12 protein-coding genes and 2 tRNA genes are annotated in these 15,684 nt (G+C 62.3%); all 14 read left to right on the forward strand.

Annotated features, from left to right (window positions below; genetic code table 11):
- Window positions 1-23: 23 nt before the first annotated feature.
- Window positions 24-2,738 carry a translation initiation factor IF-2 gene (gene infB / locus DW754_RS00085; RefSeq protein ID WP_117758164.1) on the forward strand — a complete coding sequence of 905 codons (2,715 nt, stop codon included), beginning with the start codon at window positions 24-26 and terminating at the stop codon, window positions 2,736-2,738.
- 11 nt (window positions 2,739-2,749) lie between these two features.
- Window positions 2,750-3,160, forward strand: a complete 411-nt coding sequence (gene rbfA / locus DW754_RS00090) for a 30S ribosome-binding factor RbfA (RefSeq protein ID WP_117629486.1) — start codon at window positions 2,750-2,752, stop codon at window positions 3,158-3,160.
- Complete coding sequence (locus DW754_RS00095) at window positions 3,153-4,196, forward strand: bifunctional oligoribonuclease/PAP phosphatase NrnA (RefSeq protein ID WP_099431635.1); 1,044 nt, start codon at window positions 3,153-3,155, stop codon at window positions 4,194-4,196. Before rbfA ends, DW754_RS00095 begins: the two co-directional genes overlap by 8 nt.
- Before the next feature lie 15 nt (window positions 4,197-4,211).
- The gene (gene truB / locus DW754_RS00100; RefSeq protein WP_117583416.1) at window positions 4,212-5,144 is read left to right on the forward strand and encodes a tRNA pseudouridine(55) synthase TruB; all 933 of its coding nucleotides are present in this window, start codon (window positions 4,212-4,214) and stop codon (window positions 5,142-5,144) included.
- Window positions 5,141-6,148: a riboflavin biosynthesis protein RibF gene (gene ribF / locus DW754_RS00105; RefSeq protein WP_233508815.1), complete on the forward strand. Its 1,008-nt coding sequence runs from the start codon at window positions 5,141-5,143 to the stop codon at window positions 6,146-6,148. Before truB ends, ribF begins: the two co-directional genes overlap by 4 nt.
- Entirely contained in the window at window positions 6,141-8,249 is a 2,109-nt protein-coding gene (dnaG, locus tag DW754_RS00110; protein WP_117583417.1) for a DNA primase, read from the forward strand. Before ribF ends, dnaG begins: the two co-directional genes overlap by 8 nt.
- A gap of 110 nt (window positions 8,250-8,359) precedes the next feature.
- Complete coding sequence (gene rpoD, locus DW754_RS00115; RefSeq protein WP_055286388.1) at window positions 8,360-9,709, forward strand: RNA polymerase sigma factor RpoD; 1,350 nt, start codon at window positions 8,360-8,362, stop codon at window positions 9,707-9,709.
- Between the two features lie 188 nt (window positions 9,710-9,897).
- Window positions 9,898-9,972: transfer RNA gene (locus tag DW754_RS00120), tRNA-Asn, on the forward strand.
- A gap of 34 nt (window positions 9,973-10,006) precedes the next feature.
- Window positions 10,007-10,081 (forward strand) — tRNA-Asn (locus DW754_RS00125).
- A 161-nt stretch (window positions 10,082-10,242) separates the two neighbouring features.
- Window positions 10,243-10,632, forward strand: a complete 390-nt coding sequence (locus tag DW754_RS00130; protein ID WP_187361832.1) for an Asp23/Gls24 family envelope stress response protein — start codon at window positions 10,243-10,245, stop codon at window positions 10,630-10,632.
- Between the two features lie 27 nt (window positions 10,633-10,659).
- Complete coding sequence (locus DW754_RS00135; RefSeq protein WP_117583418.1) at window positions 10,660-12,321, forward strand: DAK2 domain-containing protein; 1,662 nt, start codon at window positions 10,660-10,662, stop codon at window positions 12,319-12,321.
- 10 nt (window positions 12,322-12,331) lie between these two features.
- Window positions 12,332-14,509, forward strand: coding sequence for an ATP-dependent DNA helicase RecG (gene recG / locus DW754_RS00140; protein WP_117583419.1), 2,178 nt, complete (start codon window positions 12,332-12,334; stop codon window positions 14,507-14,509).
- Window positions 14,506-15,150 carry a 16S rRNA (guanine(966)-N(2))-methyltransferase RsmD gene (gene rsmD / locus DW754_RS00145; protein WP_117583420.1) on the forward strand — a complete coding sequence of 215 codons (645 nt, stop codon included), beginning with the start codon at window positions 14,506-14,508 and terminating at the stop codon, window positions 15,148-15,150. Before recG ends, rsmD begins: the two co-directional genes overlap by 4 nt.
- Window positions 15,143-15,640: a pantetheine-phosphate adenylyltransferase gene (gene coaD / locus DW754_RS00150; protein ID WP_117564151.1), complete on the forward strand. Its 498-nt coding sequence runs from the start codon at window positions 15,143-15,145 to the stop codon at window positions 15,638-15,640. Before rsmD ends, coaD begins: the two co-directional genes overlap by 8 nt.
- Window positions 15,641-15,684: the final 44 nt, after the last annotated feature.

Raw genomic sequence — 15,684 nt, forward strand, 5'->3', positions numbered from 1 at the left:
CCAGAAAGGGTAGGTGAAGTCATATGGCAAAAGTCCGTGTGTCCACCCTGGCCAAAGAGTTCGGCATGACCTCTAAGGAACTGATGGGTCATCTCGCCGAAATGAAGATTCCCGCTAAGTCCGCTTCCTCCGCTCTGGAGGACGCCTACGTCGCCATGGTCCGCAAGCAGCTCGCCTCGGTGATCGAGGCCCGCGCCCAGGAAGTCGAGGCCGCCAAGCAGGCCGAGGAGCAGGCCGCTGCCGCCGAGGAGGCAGCACGCGCTGCCGAGGCCGAGCGCGAGCGCATCGCCGCCGAGAAGGCACGCGAGGAGGAGCGCCGTCAGTTCGCCGCCGCCCAGGCTGCCGAGGAGGCCGCCCGTGCCGAGGCCGAGGCCAAGAAGAAGGCCGAGCAGGAGCGTCTTGCTCGCGAGAAGGAGGAGGCCGCCCGCGAGGCCCAGCGCCGCGCCGTTCCCGCTTCCGACTCCGGTTCGCGTTTCCGCTCTCTGCTTGACCAGATCGCCGCACAGGAGACTGTGCTCAAGGAGAAGAAGGACGCCGAGCAGAAGGCCAAGGCCGAGCGCGCCGCCGAGCGCGGTAACCGTCGTGGCGGCAACAACGACCGCCGCGGTGGCCGTCGTAACGATCGTAACGCCTCCGACAACAACTCCGAGCGCAACGCCTCCGAGAGTCATCCGCACAGCCATCGCACCAACGCCAGCAACAACGTTGCTGGCGGCATGGACTTCCCCAACCCCGATAAGCAGGGCAAGGGCAAGAAGCGCAAGGGCGGTCACAACAACGAAGAGGACCGCTATAGCCGCATGGCTCGCGAGGCCGAGGAGTACAGCCGCGAGAAGGTGCTCGAGGAGGCTCGTGCTGCCGTCGAGGAGGCCTCTCGTGAGTCCACCGGTCGCCGCAAGAAGCGCAAGGAGAAGCGCGAGCGCGAGGCTGCCAAGGCTCAGGAGGAGCGCAAGATAGAGGAGGCGTTGGCCCAGGGCGTGAACCCCGAGGAGCTCGACGCCATCAAGGTCTCCCAGGGCGTTACCGTCCAGGAGCTTGCCGAGGCGCTCGACGTTCCGGCCAACGACATCATCAAGCGCCTGTTCCTGCTGGGTACGCCGCTCACCATGACGCAGTCCATGTCCGACGACCTCGTCGAGCTCGTTGCCGACGACCTGGGCCGTCAGATCAAGATCATCACCCCCGAGGAGGAGAACACCTTCTCGTTCTACGACGATCCCGCCGACCTTAAGCCGCGCGCCCCGGTCGTCACCGTCATGGGCCACGTCGACCACGGCAAGACGAGCCTCCTCGACGCCATCCGTCACACCGGCGTCGCTGCCGGCGAGGCGGGCGGCATTACCCAGGCAATCGGCGCTTCGCAGGTTATGATCAACGACCGCAAGATCACCTTCATCGATACCCCGGGTCACGCCACCTTTACGGCTATGCGTGCCCGTGGTGCCAAGGTGACCGACATCGTCATTCTGATCGTCGCCGCCGACGACGGCGTCATGCCCCAGACGGTCGAGTCGATCAACCACGCCAAGGCTGCCGGCGTACCCATCGTCGTCGCCGTCAACAAGATCGATAAGCCGGGTGCCAACCCCGACCGCGTGCGCCAGGAGCTCACCGAGTACGGTGTCATCCCCGAGGAGTGGGGCGGACAGAACATGTTCGTCAACATCTCGGCGAAGCAGAAGATCGGTATCGACGATCTTCTCGAGACCGTGCTGCTCCAGGCCGATGTACTCGAGCTCAAGGCCAACCCGGACACCTTTGCCTCCGGCAACGTCCTCGAGGCCAAGCTCGACAAGGGCCGCGGCTCGGTCGCTACCGTGCTCGTGACCCGCGGTACCCTGCACGTGGGCGATACGCTGGTCGCCGGCCTCACCTACGGCCGCGTCCGCGCCATGCTCGACCCCAAGGGCCGCACCGTCACCGAGGCCGGTCCCTCCGACGCCGTCGAGATCCTGGGCCTGCAGTCCGTGCCCAACGCCGGTGACGAGTTCCGCGTGTTCGAGGACGAGCGCGAGGCTCGCGCCCTTGCCGACGAGCGTTCGCTCAAGGCCCGTATCGAGGAGCAGAGCCGCGTCAAGCACGTCACGCTCGAGAACCTCTTCGAGACCATTGCAGACGCCGAGGTCAAGGAGCTCAACCTGATCATCAAGGCCGACGTCCAGGGTTCCATCGAGGCCCTTCAGGATTCGCTCGACAAGATGGATCAGTCCGAGGTTCGTATCAACACGATCCACTCCGCCGTTGGTGCCATCAACGAGACCGACGTCGTCCTGGCCGACGCCTCCAACGCCATCATCATCGGCTTTGGTGTCCGTCCCGACGGTAAGGCCCGCTCCGCTGCCGAGCGCGAGGGCGTCGAGATCCGTTGCTACGACGTCATCTACAAGTGCCTCGAGGAACTCGACGCTGCCCGTATCGGCATGCTTAAGCCCACCGAGGTCGAGGTCTCCACGGGTACCGCGACCGTCCTGGACACCTTCAAGGTGCCCAAAGTCGGTATCGCCGCCGGTGTCCGTGTCGAAGAGGGCGAGATCGCCGCGACCGATTCCGTGCGTCTGGTGCGCGACGGCATCGTGGTCTTCAACGGCAAGATCGCCTCGATGCGCCACTACAAGGACGAGGCCAAGAGCCTCAAGAGCGGTTCCGAGGGCGGCATTGGCCTGGAGAACTTCCAGGACATCAAGCCCGGCGACCAGATCGAGGGTTACCGCATCGACCAGGTTGCCCGTACCGAGTAGGGGGTGGCGCTATGAAGCAAACGCAGGCAACCCGTCGTCTGGGCGAGCAGCTTCGCGAGAAGCTCGGTTATATCCTGCTCTTTGAGGTTTCCGATCCGCGTCTTGACCTGGTTACTTTGACCGCGGTCGAGGTCGCGGTGGACCGTTCGTTCGCGCGTGTGTTCGTGTCGTGCGATGCGAGCCGCTACGACGAGGTCATGGAGGCGCTCGCAAGCGCTAAGGGCCGTATTCGCAGCTTGTTGGCTCGCTCGCTCGATTGGCGTGTTACGCCCGAGCTCGATTTTCGCATCGATCGCTCGACCGATGAGGCCGAGCGCATCACGCGTGCGCTGGAAAACGTTCCCGCCACGCTTGCGATCGAAAAGGACGAGGACGGCTATCCGATAGCGGATGCCGCCCAGGAGGCAGCTTTAGATGACTAATTCCGCCGACCTCGCCTCGTGCGAGTCTGCAGATATTCAGCGACGCATCCTCGAGCTCATCGAGGGTGCGTCCTCCATTGCGATTTCGGGACACACTTCTCCCGATGGCGACGCCCTGGGCTCCGTGTTGGGTCTGGGCCTCTCGCTTATGAAGTTTTTCCCTAACAAGGACATTGCCCTGCTGCTGGCAGACGATGATCCGGTTCCGCGCATCTACCGCTTTATGGAAGGCTCCGATCGCCTGGTTCCGGCATCTGCGTATACCGGCAATCCGGACCTGTTCATCTCGGTGGACGTGCCGGTCGTCGAGCGTCTCAATAATTCCGCCGAGGTGCTTCGTCGCTCCAAGCATGTGGTGTGCTTCGATCACCATCCGGCGCGCGAGGAGTTTGCCGAGCTCAGCCTGAGGCGCGTCGAAGCTGCAGCCTGCGCCATGATCATCGACCGCTTCTTGGACAATTGCGGCATTGTCGCACGTGATGGCGTTGCGACCTGCCTGCTGTGTGGTTTGGTTACCGATACCGGCCGTTTTCAGTACCAAAACGCCGATGCAGCCGCGTTCCATGCAGCCTCGCGTCTGGTTGCCCACGGTGCCGATCCGGCGCGTGTGGCACTCGAGGTCTACCAGAGCATGCGCGTTGAGTTTTTGCACCTCAAGTCCATCGTTATGGGCCGCATTAAGACGGTGGCCCACGGGCGCGTCGCGTATAGCTACGCGTACCAGAGTGACCTTGAGGCGTGCGGTGTCACCTCGGATGAGTGCGACGGTCTGGTTGACGTGGTGCGCTCGGTGATGGGCGTCGAGGTCTGCCTGTTCCTGAAGGGCATTGAGGGCGATACCAAGGTGCGCGGCAACCTGCGCTCCAAGGGTGACCTCAACGTGTCCGAGATCGCTGCTGCCTTTGGCGGAGGCGGACATCCTGCTGCCGCCGGTTTCTCCAACAACGGAACGATTCTCGAGACGCTCACCGTGGCACTTCCCATGCTGGCCGAACTGGTAGGGGAGGATCCCGCTTCGGTGACCGTCGAGCTTTAACTTTTTGGATGGTACATGGCTCGTCGTACGCCTTCTCAACTGAATATGCTGCTCGCCGTCGATAAGCCGGTGGGCTGCACGTCCCACGATGTGGTTTCGCAATGCCGGCGCGCCCTCCATGAGCGACGCGTCGGCCATGCCGGCACGCTCGACCCCATGGCATCGGGTGTCATGGTGGTGGGTGTGGGCCAGGCCACCCGTCTGCTGGGCATGCTCACGCTCGATACCAAAAGCTATGTCGCCGACATCTCGTTTGGCGCCGAGACCAATACCGATGATGCGGAGGGCGAGGCGGTCCGCACGGTGGCTGTTGCCAACGAGCTCCGCGATCCTGCCTATGCCCGTGAGCGCTTGGCCGCTATGCTGGGTCCGCAGATGCAGGTGCCGCCGGCGTTTTCGGCTATCTCGGTCAATGGCGTTCGCGCCTACAAGTCTGCTCGCGAGGGCAATGCGGTGGACCTACCTCCGCGCCCCGTCGAGGTCTATGCCGCCGACCTGATCGCCGTGGGAGGCGAAGGTGATACGTGTGTGTGGACCGTGGCGTTCTCAGTGAGCAAGGGTACCTATATCCGTGCGCTCGCTCGCGATTTGGGCCGCGCCTGCGAGAGCGCCGCGCACATTTCCGCGCTGCGCCGCACGGCCTCCGGTGTTGTTTCCATTGGCGCTTGTCATGCGGTCGAGGAGCTTTCTCCCGAGTCCGCGGCTGGCTTTGCCCTGGATCCCATTGCGGCCTTGGGCGCCACGCGTGTTGACTTGCCGGGCAATCTTGCCGACGACCTGCTCTACGGCCGACGCATTCCCGTTGAGCGTGCGCTTGCCGATTTCGATTCCGCGAAGGCGCCTTTTGCGTTGGTGCTCGATGGGGGACTCAAGGCGCTTGCCCGCATTGAGAGTGGCCGCTTTGTCATGGAGCACGTGTTTCCGCAGGCAATCGGCGGTGTTCGATGATGTTGTCCGCTCGTGAGCTCGCGCGTATCTTTTTCGAGGGCGAGTCGGACGAGGCCCGCATCGTCACTGCCGATGCGTTTGATGAGTGCGAGCACTTGGGTGCTGCATCGATTGCCATCGGCGTGTTCGATGGCGTTCACCGTGGACACCGGGAACTCATCGAAGCGCTTGTCCGTGATGCCCGTGCCCATGACTGCAAGGCTGTCGTGGTCACTTTCGATCCCGATCCGGACGTTGTGGTGAGTCCTTCGCCCGCTCAAAAATTGATGACGACGGCCGACCGTCTACATGCCCTGGCTCAAACCGGGGTCGATGCGGTGGTGGCCGTTCCCTTTACGCCTGAGGTTGCGGCGCTTGACCATGTTGATTTTCTCTCGCTGGTGTCGCGTCTGGTCGACATTCGATCGATTCGCGTTGGCAGCGACTTTAGGCTGGGTTGTGGCGGTGCTTCTGGTGTTGCCGAGATGCGCGCCTGGGGTGTCGAGCGCGGCGTTGACGTATACGGGCACGACTTGCTTTGCGAGGGCGGTGAGGCCATTTGCGCCACCCGCATTCGTCATGAGCTGGGACAGGGCCATGTGGAGCTTGCTGCTGAGTTGCTCGGCCGCCCGTATATGGTGCGCGGCGGTGTTATTCGCGGCCGTCACGAGGGTTCTGGCATGGGCTTTCCCACGGCAAACCTACATGTTCCCGACGGCATTCAGGTGCCTGCCGATGGCGTGTATGAGGGCCTGGTGCTGGTCAACGACATCGTGTGGCCCGCTGCCGTTAACGTCGGACTGCCGCCGACGTATGCTGACGATGCGGCATCTGCGCATCTCGAGGCCAATTTAATTGGTTATACGGGCGACCTGTATGGCGCTTCCGTTTCGCTGGCGTTTACGCGCTGGCTGCGTCCGTCGCGCGTGTTCGATTCGCTGGATGAGTTGATCGCGACCGTCGAGGGTAATATCGAAGATATTCGTCACAACTTGGGCGAGCAGGGGGTGAGCGTCCGTGATTAGCGATGAGGAAAAAGACCAGGTCCGCGCTGCGTCCGACCTAGTTGCCATCGTGCAGGAAACGGTTGAGCTCAAGCCCCGCGGCCATGAGTTTTGGGGCTGCTGCCCCTTTCATGGCGAAAAGACGCCGTCCTTCCACATAATCCCTGCCACGCAGGTGTGGCATTGCTTTGGCTGCGGCGAAGGCGGCGATGTCTTCACCTATATCATGAAGCGCGAGAACCTGAGCTTTCCCGAGTCAATCCGATATTTGGCCGATCGCGCGGGTATTGAGCTGCATGACACCGGAGATCGCCGCGAGCGCGGTACCAAGCGTGCCCGAATCTACGATCTGTGCGCCGAGGCCGCCCAGTTCTACCACACCATGCTTATGCGCGGTAAGGACGGCCGTCCGCGCGAGTACTTTGCCAGCCGCGGCATGGGTGGCGACGTCTGCCGCCGCTACTGCCTGGGCTTTGCGCCTGGCCGCAACGCGCTGGTGTCGCACCTGTCCCAGGCGGGTTTTACCCCGCAGGAGATGATCGATGCCAACGTTGCCGTGAGCCGCGGGCGCGGGCAGCTTGCTGACCGCTTCTACGACCGCGTGATGTTCCCCATCTTTGACGAGCAGGGTCACAACATTGCCTTTGGTGGTCGCATCATGGGTGACGGCCAACCCAAGTACCTCAATACCGCCGAAACGAGCGTGTTTCATAAAAAGCGAAACCTCTACGGCTTTAATTGGGCCAAGGAGTTTATCGTCGCGCAGGATACCGCCATCGTGGTGGAGGGCTATACCGACTGCATCGCCTGTTGGGAAGCGGGGATTAAAAACGTTGTCGCCACGCTGGGCACCGCGCTCACGGAGCATCACGTCAAGACGCTCACCCGCTTTGCCAAGCGCATCGTGTATATGTTTGACGGCGATGCTGCCGGTCAAAAGGCCGCTCGCCGTGCGATTCAGTTTATCGAGCAGGATTCTATGGACCTGCGCTGCGTGGTACTGCCCGACGGTAACGATCCCATGGAGTTCATCACGGCGCACGGCGGAGGGGAGCTGCAGAAACGCATTGACGCCGCGGAGCCGCTCATGGACTTCGTGTACCGTTCGCTTCAGGAGTCGAGCGACATCTCCACGCCGGGCGGTCGCGCCAAGGCGCTGGAGGATGCGCTGACGCTTATCTATCCGCTGCGCGACAGCTATATGATCGACACGTACTTTATTCAAATTGCCGACCTGTTGGGTTTGGATCTGGAGACAGTTCGTGCGAGCTCGGGCCGTGTGTTTCGCGATGTCGCCAAGCGCGAGGATGCCGAGCGCCGCCGCGAACAGAACTATGAGCGCCAGCGGGCGCAGGCTGAGCGGTCCGGTAGCGCGGGCGGTCGGGCGTCGGGTTCTCGCGATGCCGGTCGCGGTGCTTGGGCGTCGGGCGCGACGCCGGCAGTAGCGGCGCCGGTCGAGGAAGAGCCGTACGACTATGTCCCGCTCGATGCCTACGGTGCCGCGCCCGTGGAGGTCGTCGACGACCTGCCGCCGATCGACGTGCCTGATGGTATGGGTGCTGCACCTGTGACTGATGGTTCGGGCGCTCCGGCTGCGGCGGCGCCGATGGTTCTTACTGATCTTGAGCGTAAGTCCTTGGCAGGGGAGCGTGAGCTGCTGACCATGCTCACGAGCTACCCCGACCTGTTCCGCACGTATGCCGACCGCATCTGCTCTATCGAGTGGGTTGACCCACGTCACGAGTCCATCGCATGGGCCGTTCTGGCAACTCCGCCGGGAACCGATCCTGCAGCCTGCATGGATGCGGCGCGCTCGGTGTGTCCCGAGGCGGCAACGCTTGTGAGTGCCGGGCGCATCTCGGCGACGAGCAAGCACCCCACCGAGACGAACATCGTGTTTATGCTCGATACGCTCGAGCTCTACACCATCAAGCGCCGCATGCGTGCCGCACAGGCCAAGCTGCGCCAGGACCGTTCGCTCGACGATGAGGCCCGTCGCGCGCTGACCGTGCAGGCCGCGCAGGATTCGCAGCGTCAACGCGAACTGCAAAAGTCGATCGGCGGCGTGGCGGACCCGTTCCGTTTGATCGGTCTGGAGGCCGCAGGCACCGAACAGGCCTAGATGTTGTGGTCAACCAGCGTATTCTTGCCTATATCCAGTCCTCTTTTTGGGTATAGACGTCAATGTGTGTGCTAAAGTATTGAGTCCTGTGGACTATGAAGGGAGAATCTGTGCCAAAAAAGACTGAGAGCACGGGTACTGGGCTGGAATCCTACGTTGCAAAGCTCATGGGCAACGGCTCAAACAGGACTTCGGTAACCGAGGACGAGATTCAGGTCGCCCTGAAGGATATCGATGTTTCTGACGAGCAGCTCACCGCGGTGTATTCCGCGCTGCGCAACAGCGGCATCCAGATTATCTCCGCGAGCGGTAACGACGACGCCCCCATGGACGTCGACGATGACGATAACGATACCGATACTGACGATTTCGATGATGACGACGAGCACGATTCCGGCTCGCTTGACGATCACGAGCTCAAGATGGCCCGTCAGGCCGATGCCGAGATGGGTTCTTCCAAGAGCAAGAAGAAGCGCACCGTGCGCACGTCCCGTTCACGCTCCCGCGTGCGTGGCATCGATGCCTCCACGGTGATGCTGACCGGCGACCCGGTTCGTATGTACCTCAAGGAGATCGGCAAGGTCGACCTGCTGACCGCCTCCGAAGAGGTCGATCTGGCCATGAAGATCGAGGCCGGTCTCGAGGCCACCGAGAAGCTCGAGGCTGCCGATGCCGGCGAGCTCGAGCTCACGCGTGCCGAGATGCGTCGTCTTACGCGCATTGAGAACGTGGGCCTCGAAGCCAAGCAGGCACTCATCAGCGCAAACCTGCGTCTGGTTGTCTCCATCGCCAAGCGCTATGTCGGCCGCGGCATGCTGTTCCTGGACCTGATCCAAGAGGGCAACCTCGGTCTGATTCGCGCCGTCGAGAAGTTCGACTACCAGAAGGGCTTCAAGTTCTCCACGTACGCCACGTGGTGGATCCGTCAGGCCATTACGCGCGCTATCGCCGACCAGGCCCGTACCATCCGTATTCCCGTGCATATGGTCGAGACTATCAACAAGCTCGTCCGCGTGCAGCGCCAGCTCCTTCAGGACCTGGGTCGCGACCCGACCCCCGAGGAGATCGGTGCCGAGATGGACATGAGCGCCGACCGCGTCCGCGAGATCCAGAAGATCTCGCAGGAGCCCGTGTCGCTCGAGACCCCCATCGGCGAGGAAGAGGATTCCCAGCTGGGCGACTTCATCGAGGACTCCCAGGCAATCGTTCCGCCCGATGCCGCCAGCTTCTCCATGCTGCAGGAGCAGCTCACTCAGGTGCTCGACTCGCTTGCCGATCGTGAGCGCAAGGTTATCGAGCTGCGCTTTGGCCTTGTCGACGGACATCCCCGTACGCTCGAGGAAGTCGGCCGCGAGTTTGGCGTCACGCGCGAGCGTATCCGCCAGATCGAGTCCAAGACCTTGGCCAAGCTCCGCCACCCCAGCCGTTCGAGCAAGCTGAAGGACTATATCGAAAGCTAGTCAAGCAAGAAGCGCCCTCAAGCACATCCGCCTGGGGGCGCTTTCATGTAGTCATTGGGGACGTTCTTGAATGACTAGTCATTCAAGAACGTCCCCAATGACTAGGTCGGAAAAATTCTCAAAAAAGTTCTTGCCCTAAGCTGATTCGTCCGTATAATAAACTTCGTTGCTTGAGAGCACGCACCTATTCCTCGGTAGCTCAATGGTAGAGCACGCGGCTGTTAACCGCGCTGTTGTAGGTTCGAGTCCTACCCGGGGAGCCAGAATTTCTCAGCCCATTTCGCTGGGCTTTTTAATTCCTCGGTAGCTCAATGGTAGAGCACGCGGCTGTTAACCGCGCTGTTGTAGGTTCGAGTCCTACCCGGGGAGCCAGGTTGTAAAACCCGTCGCTTAAGCGGCGGGTTTTTTCATGCCGCGACCACTTGACTCGAACGTTGCCATATCAACATTTCGTGTCGAGGATGTAATCCCGCGACCCACCACCTCAACATGGCGCGGTCGTTGTAAAATATTGCAATGATTGCTCCCACGACATGGTGCCGCGAGCACCAGATAAGGAGATTCTTGTGTCTGAGACCATTAACGGCAGCCTGAGCGTCTCGAACGACGTTATTGCCGATATTGCCGGTTATGCCGCGATGACGTGCTATGGCGTCGTCGGTATGGCTGAGCAGCTCCAGGGCGCCGAGAGCGTGCGCCTGCTTGCCGGCCAGCGCCTCCGCAAGGGCGTGCTTGTCTCCGCCGACGAGAACGGCCTTACGGTCGATCTTCACGTCGTGCTCGAGAACGGCGTCAACATGAAGTCCGTCTGCCACAATCTTTCGAGCTCCGTTGCCTTCACCCTGCAGGAGATCGCCCAGATCGATCCCGCCAGCCTTAAGATCGGCATCCATATCGACGCGCTCAAGAGCCGTCTGAACTAGCATCCGAAAACGGAGATTCAAATACCCATGATTGCAAAGACCATTCGCACCTGTTTTCCGATCGCTGCGGCTGCCGTTTCCGACAAGGCCGAGGAGATCAACAAGCTCAACGTCTTTCCCGTGCCCGACGGCGACACCGGCACCAACATGTCGCTCACGCTCGCCTCGGTGACCAAGGAGCTTTCTGCCCTTCCCGCCGATGCCGACATGGAGGCCATTGCCGGCGCCATCACCCACGGCTCCCTGATGGGCGCCCGCGGCAACTCCGGCGTCATCACTTCGCAGATCCTGCGCGGCGTGGCCGAGGGTCTTGTCTCTGCCGACGAGCCCATTACGTCCGCCAACATTGCCTATGCGTTCCGCCGAGCCGTCAAGGTCGCCTTCCAGGCCGTCCGTAAGCCCATCGAGGGCACGATCCTCACGGTGCTGCGCGATGTCTCGACCAAGGCCGACGAGTGCGAAAAGAAGAAGTTCTCGGCCGAGGATGCGCTCGACGCTATCGTCGTCGAGGCCTACCAGTCCGTCGCCCGCACGCCCGACCTGCTGCCCGTTCTGAAGGAGAACGGCGTGGTCGACTCCGGCGCCTTCGGCTTTGCTATTTTCCTTGAGAACTTTGTTGCCGCTGCGCTTGGCCGCAGCACCGTTGTCGAGGATTTCTCTGCCACGTTTGATTCCGCTGGCTCTGCCCGCGACGCGGCCCTTGGTCGTGTTGAGATCGAGGCCAACGACGACTGGGAGGGCTCGGAGTTCCGCTACTGCAACGAGTTCCTCTTTAAGGCCGACGCTCCTTTTGACGAGGACGAGTGCCTCAAGTTCCTGGGCTCCATGGGTGACTGTGAGTTGCTCGTGGGCGCCTACCCCGACTACAAGATCCACGTGCACTCCAACACCCCCAACCTGGTGCTCGAGCACATGCTGCAGCTCGGTCAGATCTACGAGGTCTTTATCCACAACATGGAGATGGAGGCCCACGACCGTACCGCCAAGATTCATGAGGACCAGGAGAAGGCTGCCGAGCCCGCCAAGGCGCTGGGCTTTGTCGCCGTTGCCGCCGGTTCGGGCGAGGCCGACATCCTCAAGTCCCTCGGCGTCGACGTGATCGTGTCGGGTGGTCAGACCATGAACCCCTCGACTGCAGACCTGCTGGGCGCTGTCGACCAGGTCAACGCGACCTCGGTTATCATCCTGCCCAACAACGGTAACATCCGCATGGCTGCCGAGGCCGCCGCCTCTGCCTGCACCGACAAGAAGGTCGCCGTCGTTCCCACCAAGACCGTTCCGCAGGCCTTCTCCGCGCTGTTCGCGGTCCTGCCCGATTCCGATCTCGAGGACGCCGTCGCCGCTATGGTTGACGCCATCAGCGAGGTCCGCGATGGCGAGGTCACCCGCGCCGTGCGCGACTCCAGCGCCTCGGACGGCTCCCCGATTCACTCCGGTGACGTCATGGGTATCATTGCCGGTTCCATCGATGTGGTCGGCTCCGATGTGAAACAGGTCACGCTCGATTGTATCAACCGTATGCAGGAGGAAGAGGAGGGCGACGCGCTGACGATTCTGGCCGGCGAGGAGCTGTCCGATGAAGCCTTCCAGGAGATCGTCGACGCTATCGAGGAGGCTCAGCCCGACCTGGAGATCGACGCCCATCGTGGCGAGCAGCCGCTCTATCCCGTGATCTTCTCGATCGAGTAGGCATCTGCCCATGTCTGAGCTCTGCTCCGTGCCGCGCGTCTCGGATCGCTTTGCCCAGAGCAATGCGCTCGACGAGGATATCGCGCGACTCAAATATGTTTCGGGTAAACGTGAGGAGGCCCTTCGCCGTCTGGGAATTCGGACGGTGGGGGACCTCCTTCTGCATATCCCTCATCGATACCTGGACTTTACGCGCTCCTGGTCCATCGAGATGGCGCCCATCGGTACCGTGTGCACCATCATCGCCACGGTCGACCGTATCGTTCAAAAGAAGCCGCGTCCGCGCATGCAGGTGACCGAGGTCTCACTCGTTGACGAGACGGGCGTGCTGCAGGTCGCCTTTTTCCGTCAGCCTTGGATTGCCCAGCAGCTTAAGCAGGGCGACCGCCTGGCCGTGATGGGCAAGGTCGAGTTTGCCTACGGTTTTAAGCAGATGGCCTCGCCGCACTTTGAAAAGCTCGATGACGGGCGTGCTGCGGGCACCATTTTGCCGGTCCATTATGTGAGTGACGGCGTGAGCCAGGCATGGATGCGCCGCATCGTAAGTGGCGCGCTCGAGGTCGTCGGCAATCCCTTCGACCCGATTCCCGCACGCTTGCGCGTTAAGCGTCGCCTGATGAGCAATGCTCGTGCGCTTCGATCAATTCACTTTCCCTCGAGCATGGCTGAGCGCGATATCGCGCGCGCACGGCTTGCCTACGAGGAGTGCCTTTACCTGCAGCTGGCGCTGCGCCTGCGCAACGACGGCAGCCTGGTCGATGTGGTGCCCTACGCCCACGCCGCGGGCGAGCACCTGGCCGCGCTCAAGCAGGCCCTGCCATTTTCGCTGAGCGACGAGCAGGAGGCCGCGTTCCAAGATATCCTGCGCGATATGTGCGATGGCGGGCGCGTGATGAACCGCCTGCTGCTGGGCGATGTCGGTACCGGTAAGACCGCCGTTGCCGCCTGCGCGCTGGCTGTGGCTACCGATAGCGGCACGCAGGCCTGCGTTATGGCGCCCACGGGCGTGCTGGCGCGTCAATATGCCGATAAGACCGGCCCCTTGCTCTCGCAGGCTGGCATGACCTGGGCGCTCCTGACGGGCGCCACGCCAGCGGCCGAGCGCGAGCGGATCCATGCCCAGCTGGAATCGGGCGAGCTCGATGTCCTCTTTGGCACCCACGCGGTGCTTTCGGATAACGTGGCGTTCAAGCATCTGTCGCTCGTGGTCATCGATGAGCAGCACCGGTTTGGCGTCGGCCAACGCAACGCCCTGCGTGCGAAGGGCCCTGGTGCCGATCTGCTCGTTATGACGGCAACGCCCATCCCACGTACGCTGGCGCTTTCGGTCTACGGCGATCTGGACACGAGCATCATCCGCCATCGGCCCGTCCCTGGCGCTGGCGTGACGACACGCGTGCTTACCGAGTCGAGCCGCGACCTTGCCTATGGCGCCATCCGCGAGGCGCATGAAAAGGGTCAGCAGGCCTACGTGATTTGCCCGCTCGTGGAGCCGAGTGACTCGGCCGATGATCTGGAGGACGTGCCCGGTATCGCCCGCGACGACGAGGGCCGCGTGACGGTCCCCGTGCCGCTGCACGATACGGCGACCGAGCTCGATCGCCTGCGTCTGGCGTTGCCGGGTCTTGCCATCGAGCGCCTTCACGGCCGCATGCCAGCGGGGGAGAAGGACCAGGTTATCGATGCCTTTAAGCGTGGCGAGATCGACGTGCTCGTCTCGACTACGGTGGTCGAGGTGGGCGTCGACGTGCCCAACGCCACCGTCATGGTCATCGAGAACGGTGAGCGCTTTGGCTTGGCGGCCCTGCACCAGCTGCGCGGTCGCGTGGGCCGCGGCAGCGTGTCGGGCACCTGCCTGGTCATGACGCACTCCAAGGGCAATGGCGGCGCCTCGGCGGCACAAGACCGCCTCCAGTCGCTCGAAAAGACCTCGGACGGCTTTACGCTCGCCCAGATGGACCTGCGTCTGCGCCACGAGGGCGAGATTCTGGGTTATCGTCAACACGGCGGCATTACCTTGCGCTTTGTGGACCTGGACGCCGACGAGGATCTTATCGAATGGGCCCATTTGGACGCGGTCGAGCTCTTGCGGTATGCTTGCAACCTTGACTCCGTGGCGACGCGCCCCTTGCGCGACGCGGTCGCCATGCGTTATCGACATATCTTTAAGGAGGTCAGCGGAGGATGAGAATCATCGGCGGTGAATGGCGCGGCCGCAAGATCGAAGAGCCGCGTGGACGCGATGTCACCCGTCCTACGACCGATCGCGTGCGCGAGGCATGTGCATCCATGGTCATGTCGGCGTTCGATTTCGATTTGGACGAGGTCCGCGTGCTGGATGCCTTTGGCGGCTCCGGTGCCCTGGGAATCGAGATGCTCTCGCGTGGCGCCCGCTCGCTCACCACGTTCGAGATCGATCGCAATGCCGCCCGTCTGATCACCAAGAATATCGAGTCGCTGTGCGGCGACCGCTCGCGTTGGCGCGTCGTTACCGGCGATGTGTTGGCGAGCGCCTCGCGCGGCCGTGTGCCGGGTGGCCCCTTTGATCTGGTCCTGCTCGATCCGCCCTATGCCTTTGGCGCCGAGCCGGTCGAGGAGCTGCTGCAAAACCTAGCTCAGCAAGGCTTGCTGGCACAGGGTGCCTATGCGCTGTTTGAGCACGCTGCCGCCGACGCGGGCGCTCACCCGACCGGTTTTGAGACCGTGCGAGAGAAGCGCTACGGCATAACCTCGGTTGACTTGCTGCGCTGGGTGGCCGAGGACGAGAACGACCTTGCTGACAAGAACGAAAATAACGAGGAAGCGCCTTGGGAGGACGCCCATGAATGACACCATCAACCGCGTGATCGTCCCGGGCACCTTCGATCCCATCACGTTTGGCCATATCGATGTGATCCGCCGCGCCCGTCGCATCTTTCCCAGCGTGATCGTCGCTGTTGCCGAGTCGCAGGGTAAAAACGGCGTGGGCACCACGTTTATGCTCGATGAGCGCGTGGCGCTGGCTCGCGAGGCGCTCGGTGATATCGACGGCGTCGAGGTCCTGCCCTTTACCGGCCTCTTGGTCGACTTCGCTCGCGAGCAGGGGGCGGGGGCCGTGGTCAAGGGCCTGCGCGCCATGACCGACTTTGAGTACGAGCTGCAGCAGGCAGACCTCAACTATCGCTTGGATAACGAGCTGGAGTCCATCTTTGTCATGAGTGCGCCGCAGTACGGCTATATCTCGAGTTCGGTCGTTCGCCAGATCGCCTCGCTCGGCAGCGATGTATCGACGTTTGTCCCGCCCAACGTGGTCGAAGCGCTCAGACACCGCTTTTCGTGACGTTTTTTATTGCCTGGTGGCATGTGGTAAACTAGCACGATGAT

It is taken from the genome of Collinsella sp. AM29-10AC (assembly GCF_003469085.1).
Classification (GTDB): domain Bacteria; phylum Actinomycetota; class Coriobacteriia; order Coriobacteriales; family Coriobacteriaceae; genus Collinsella.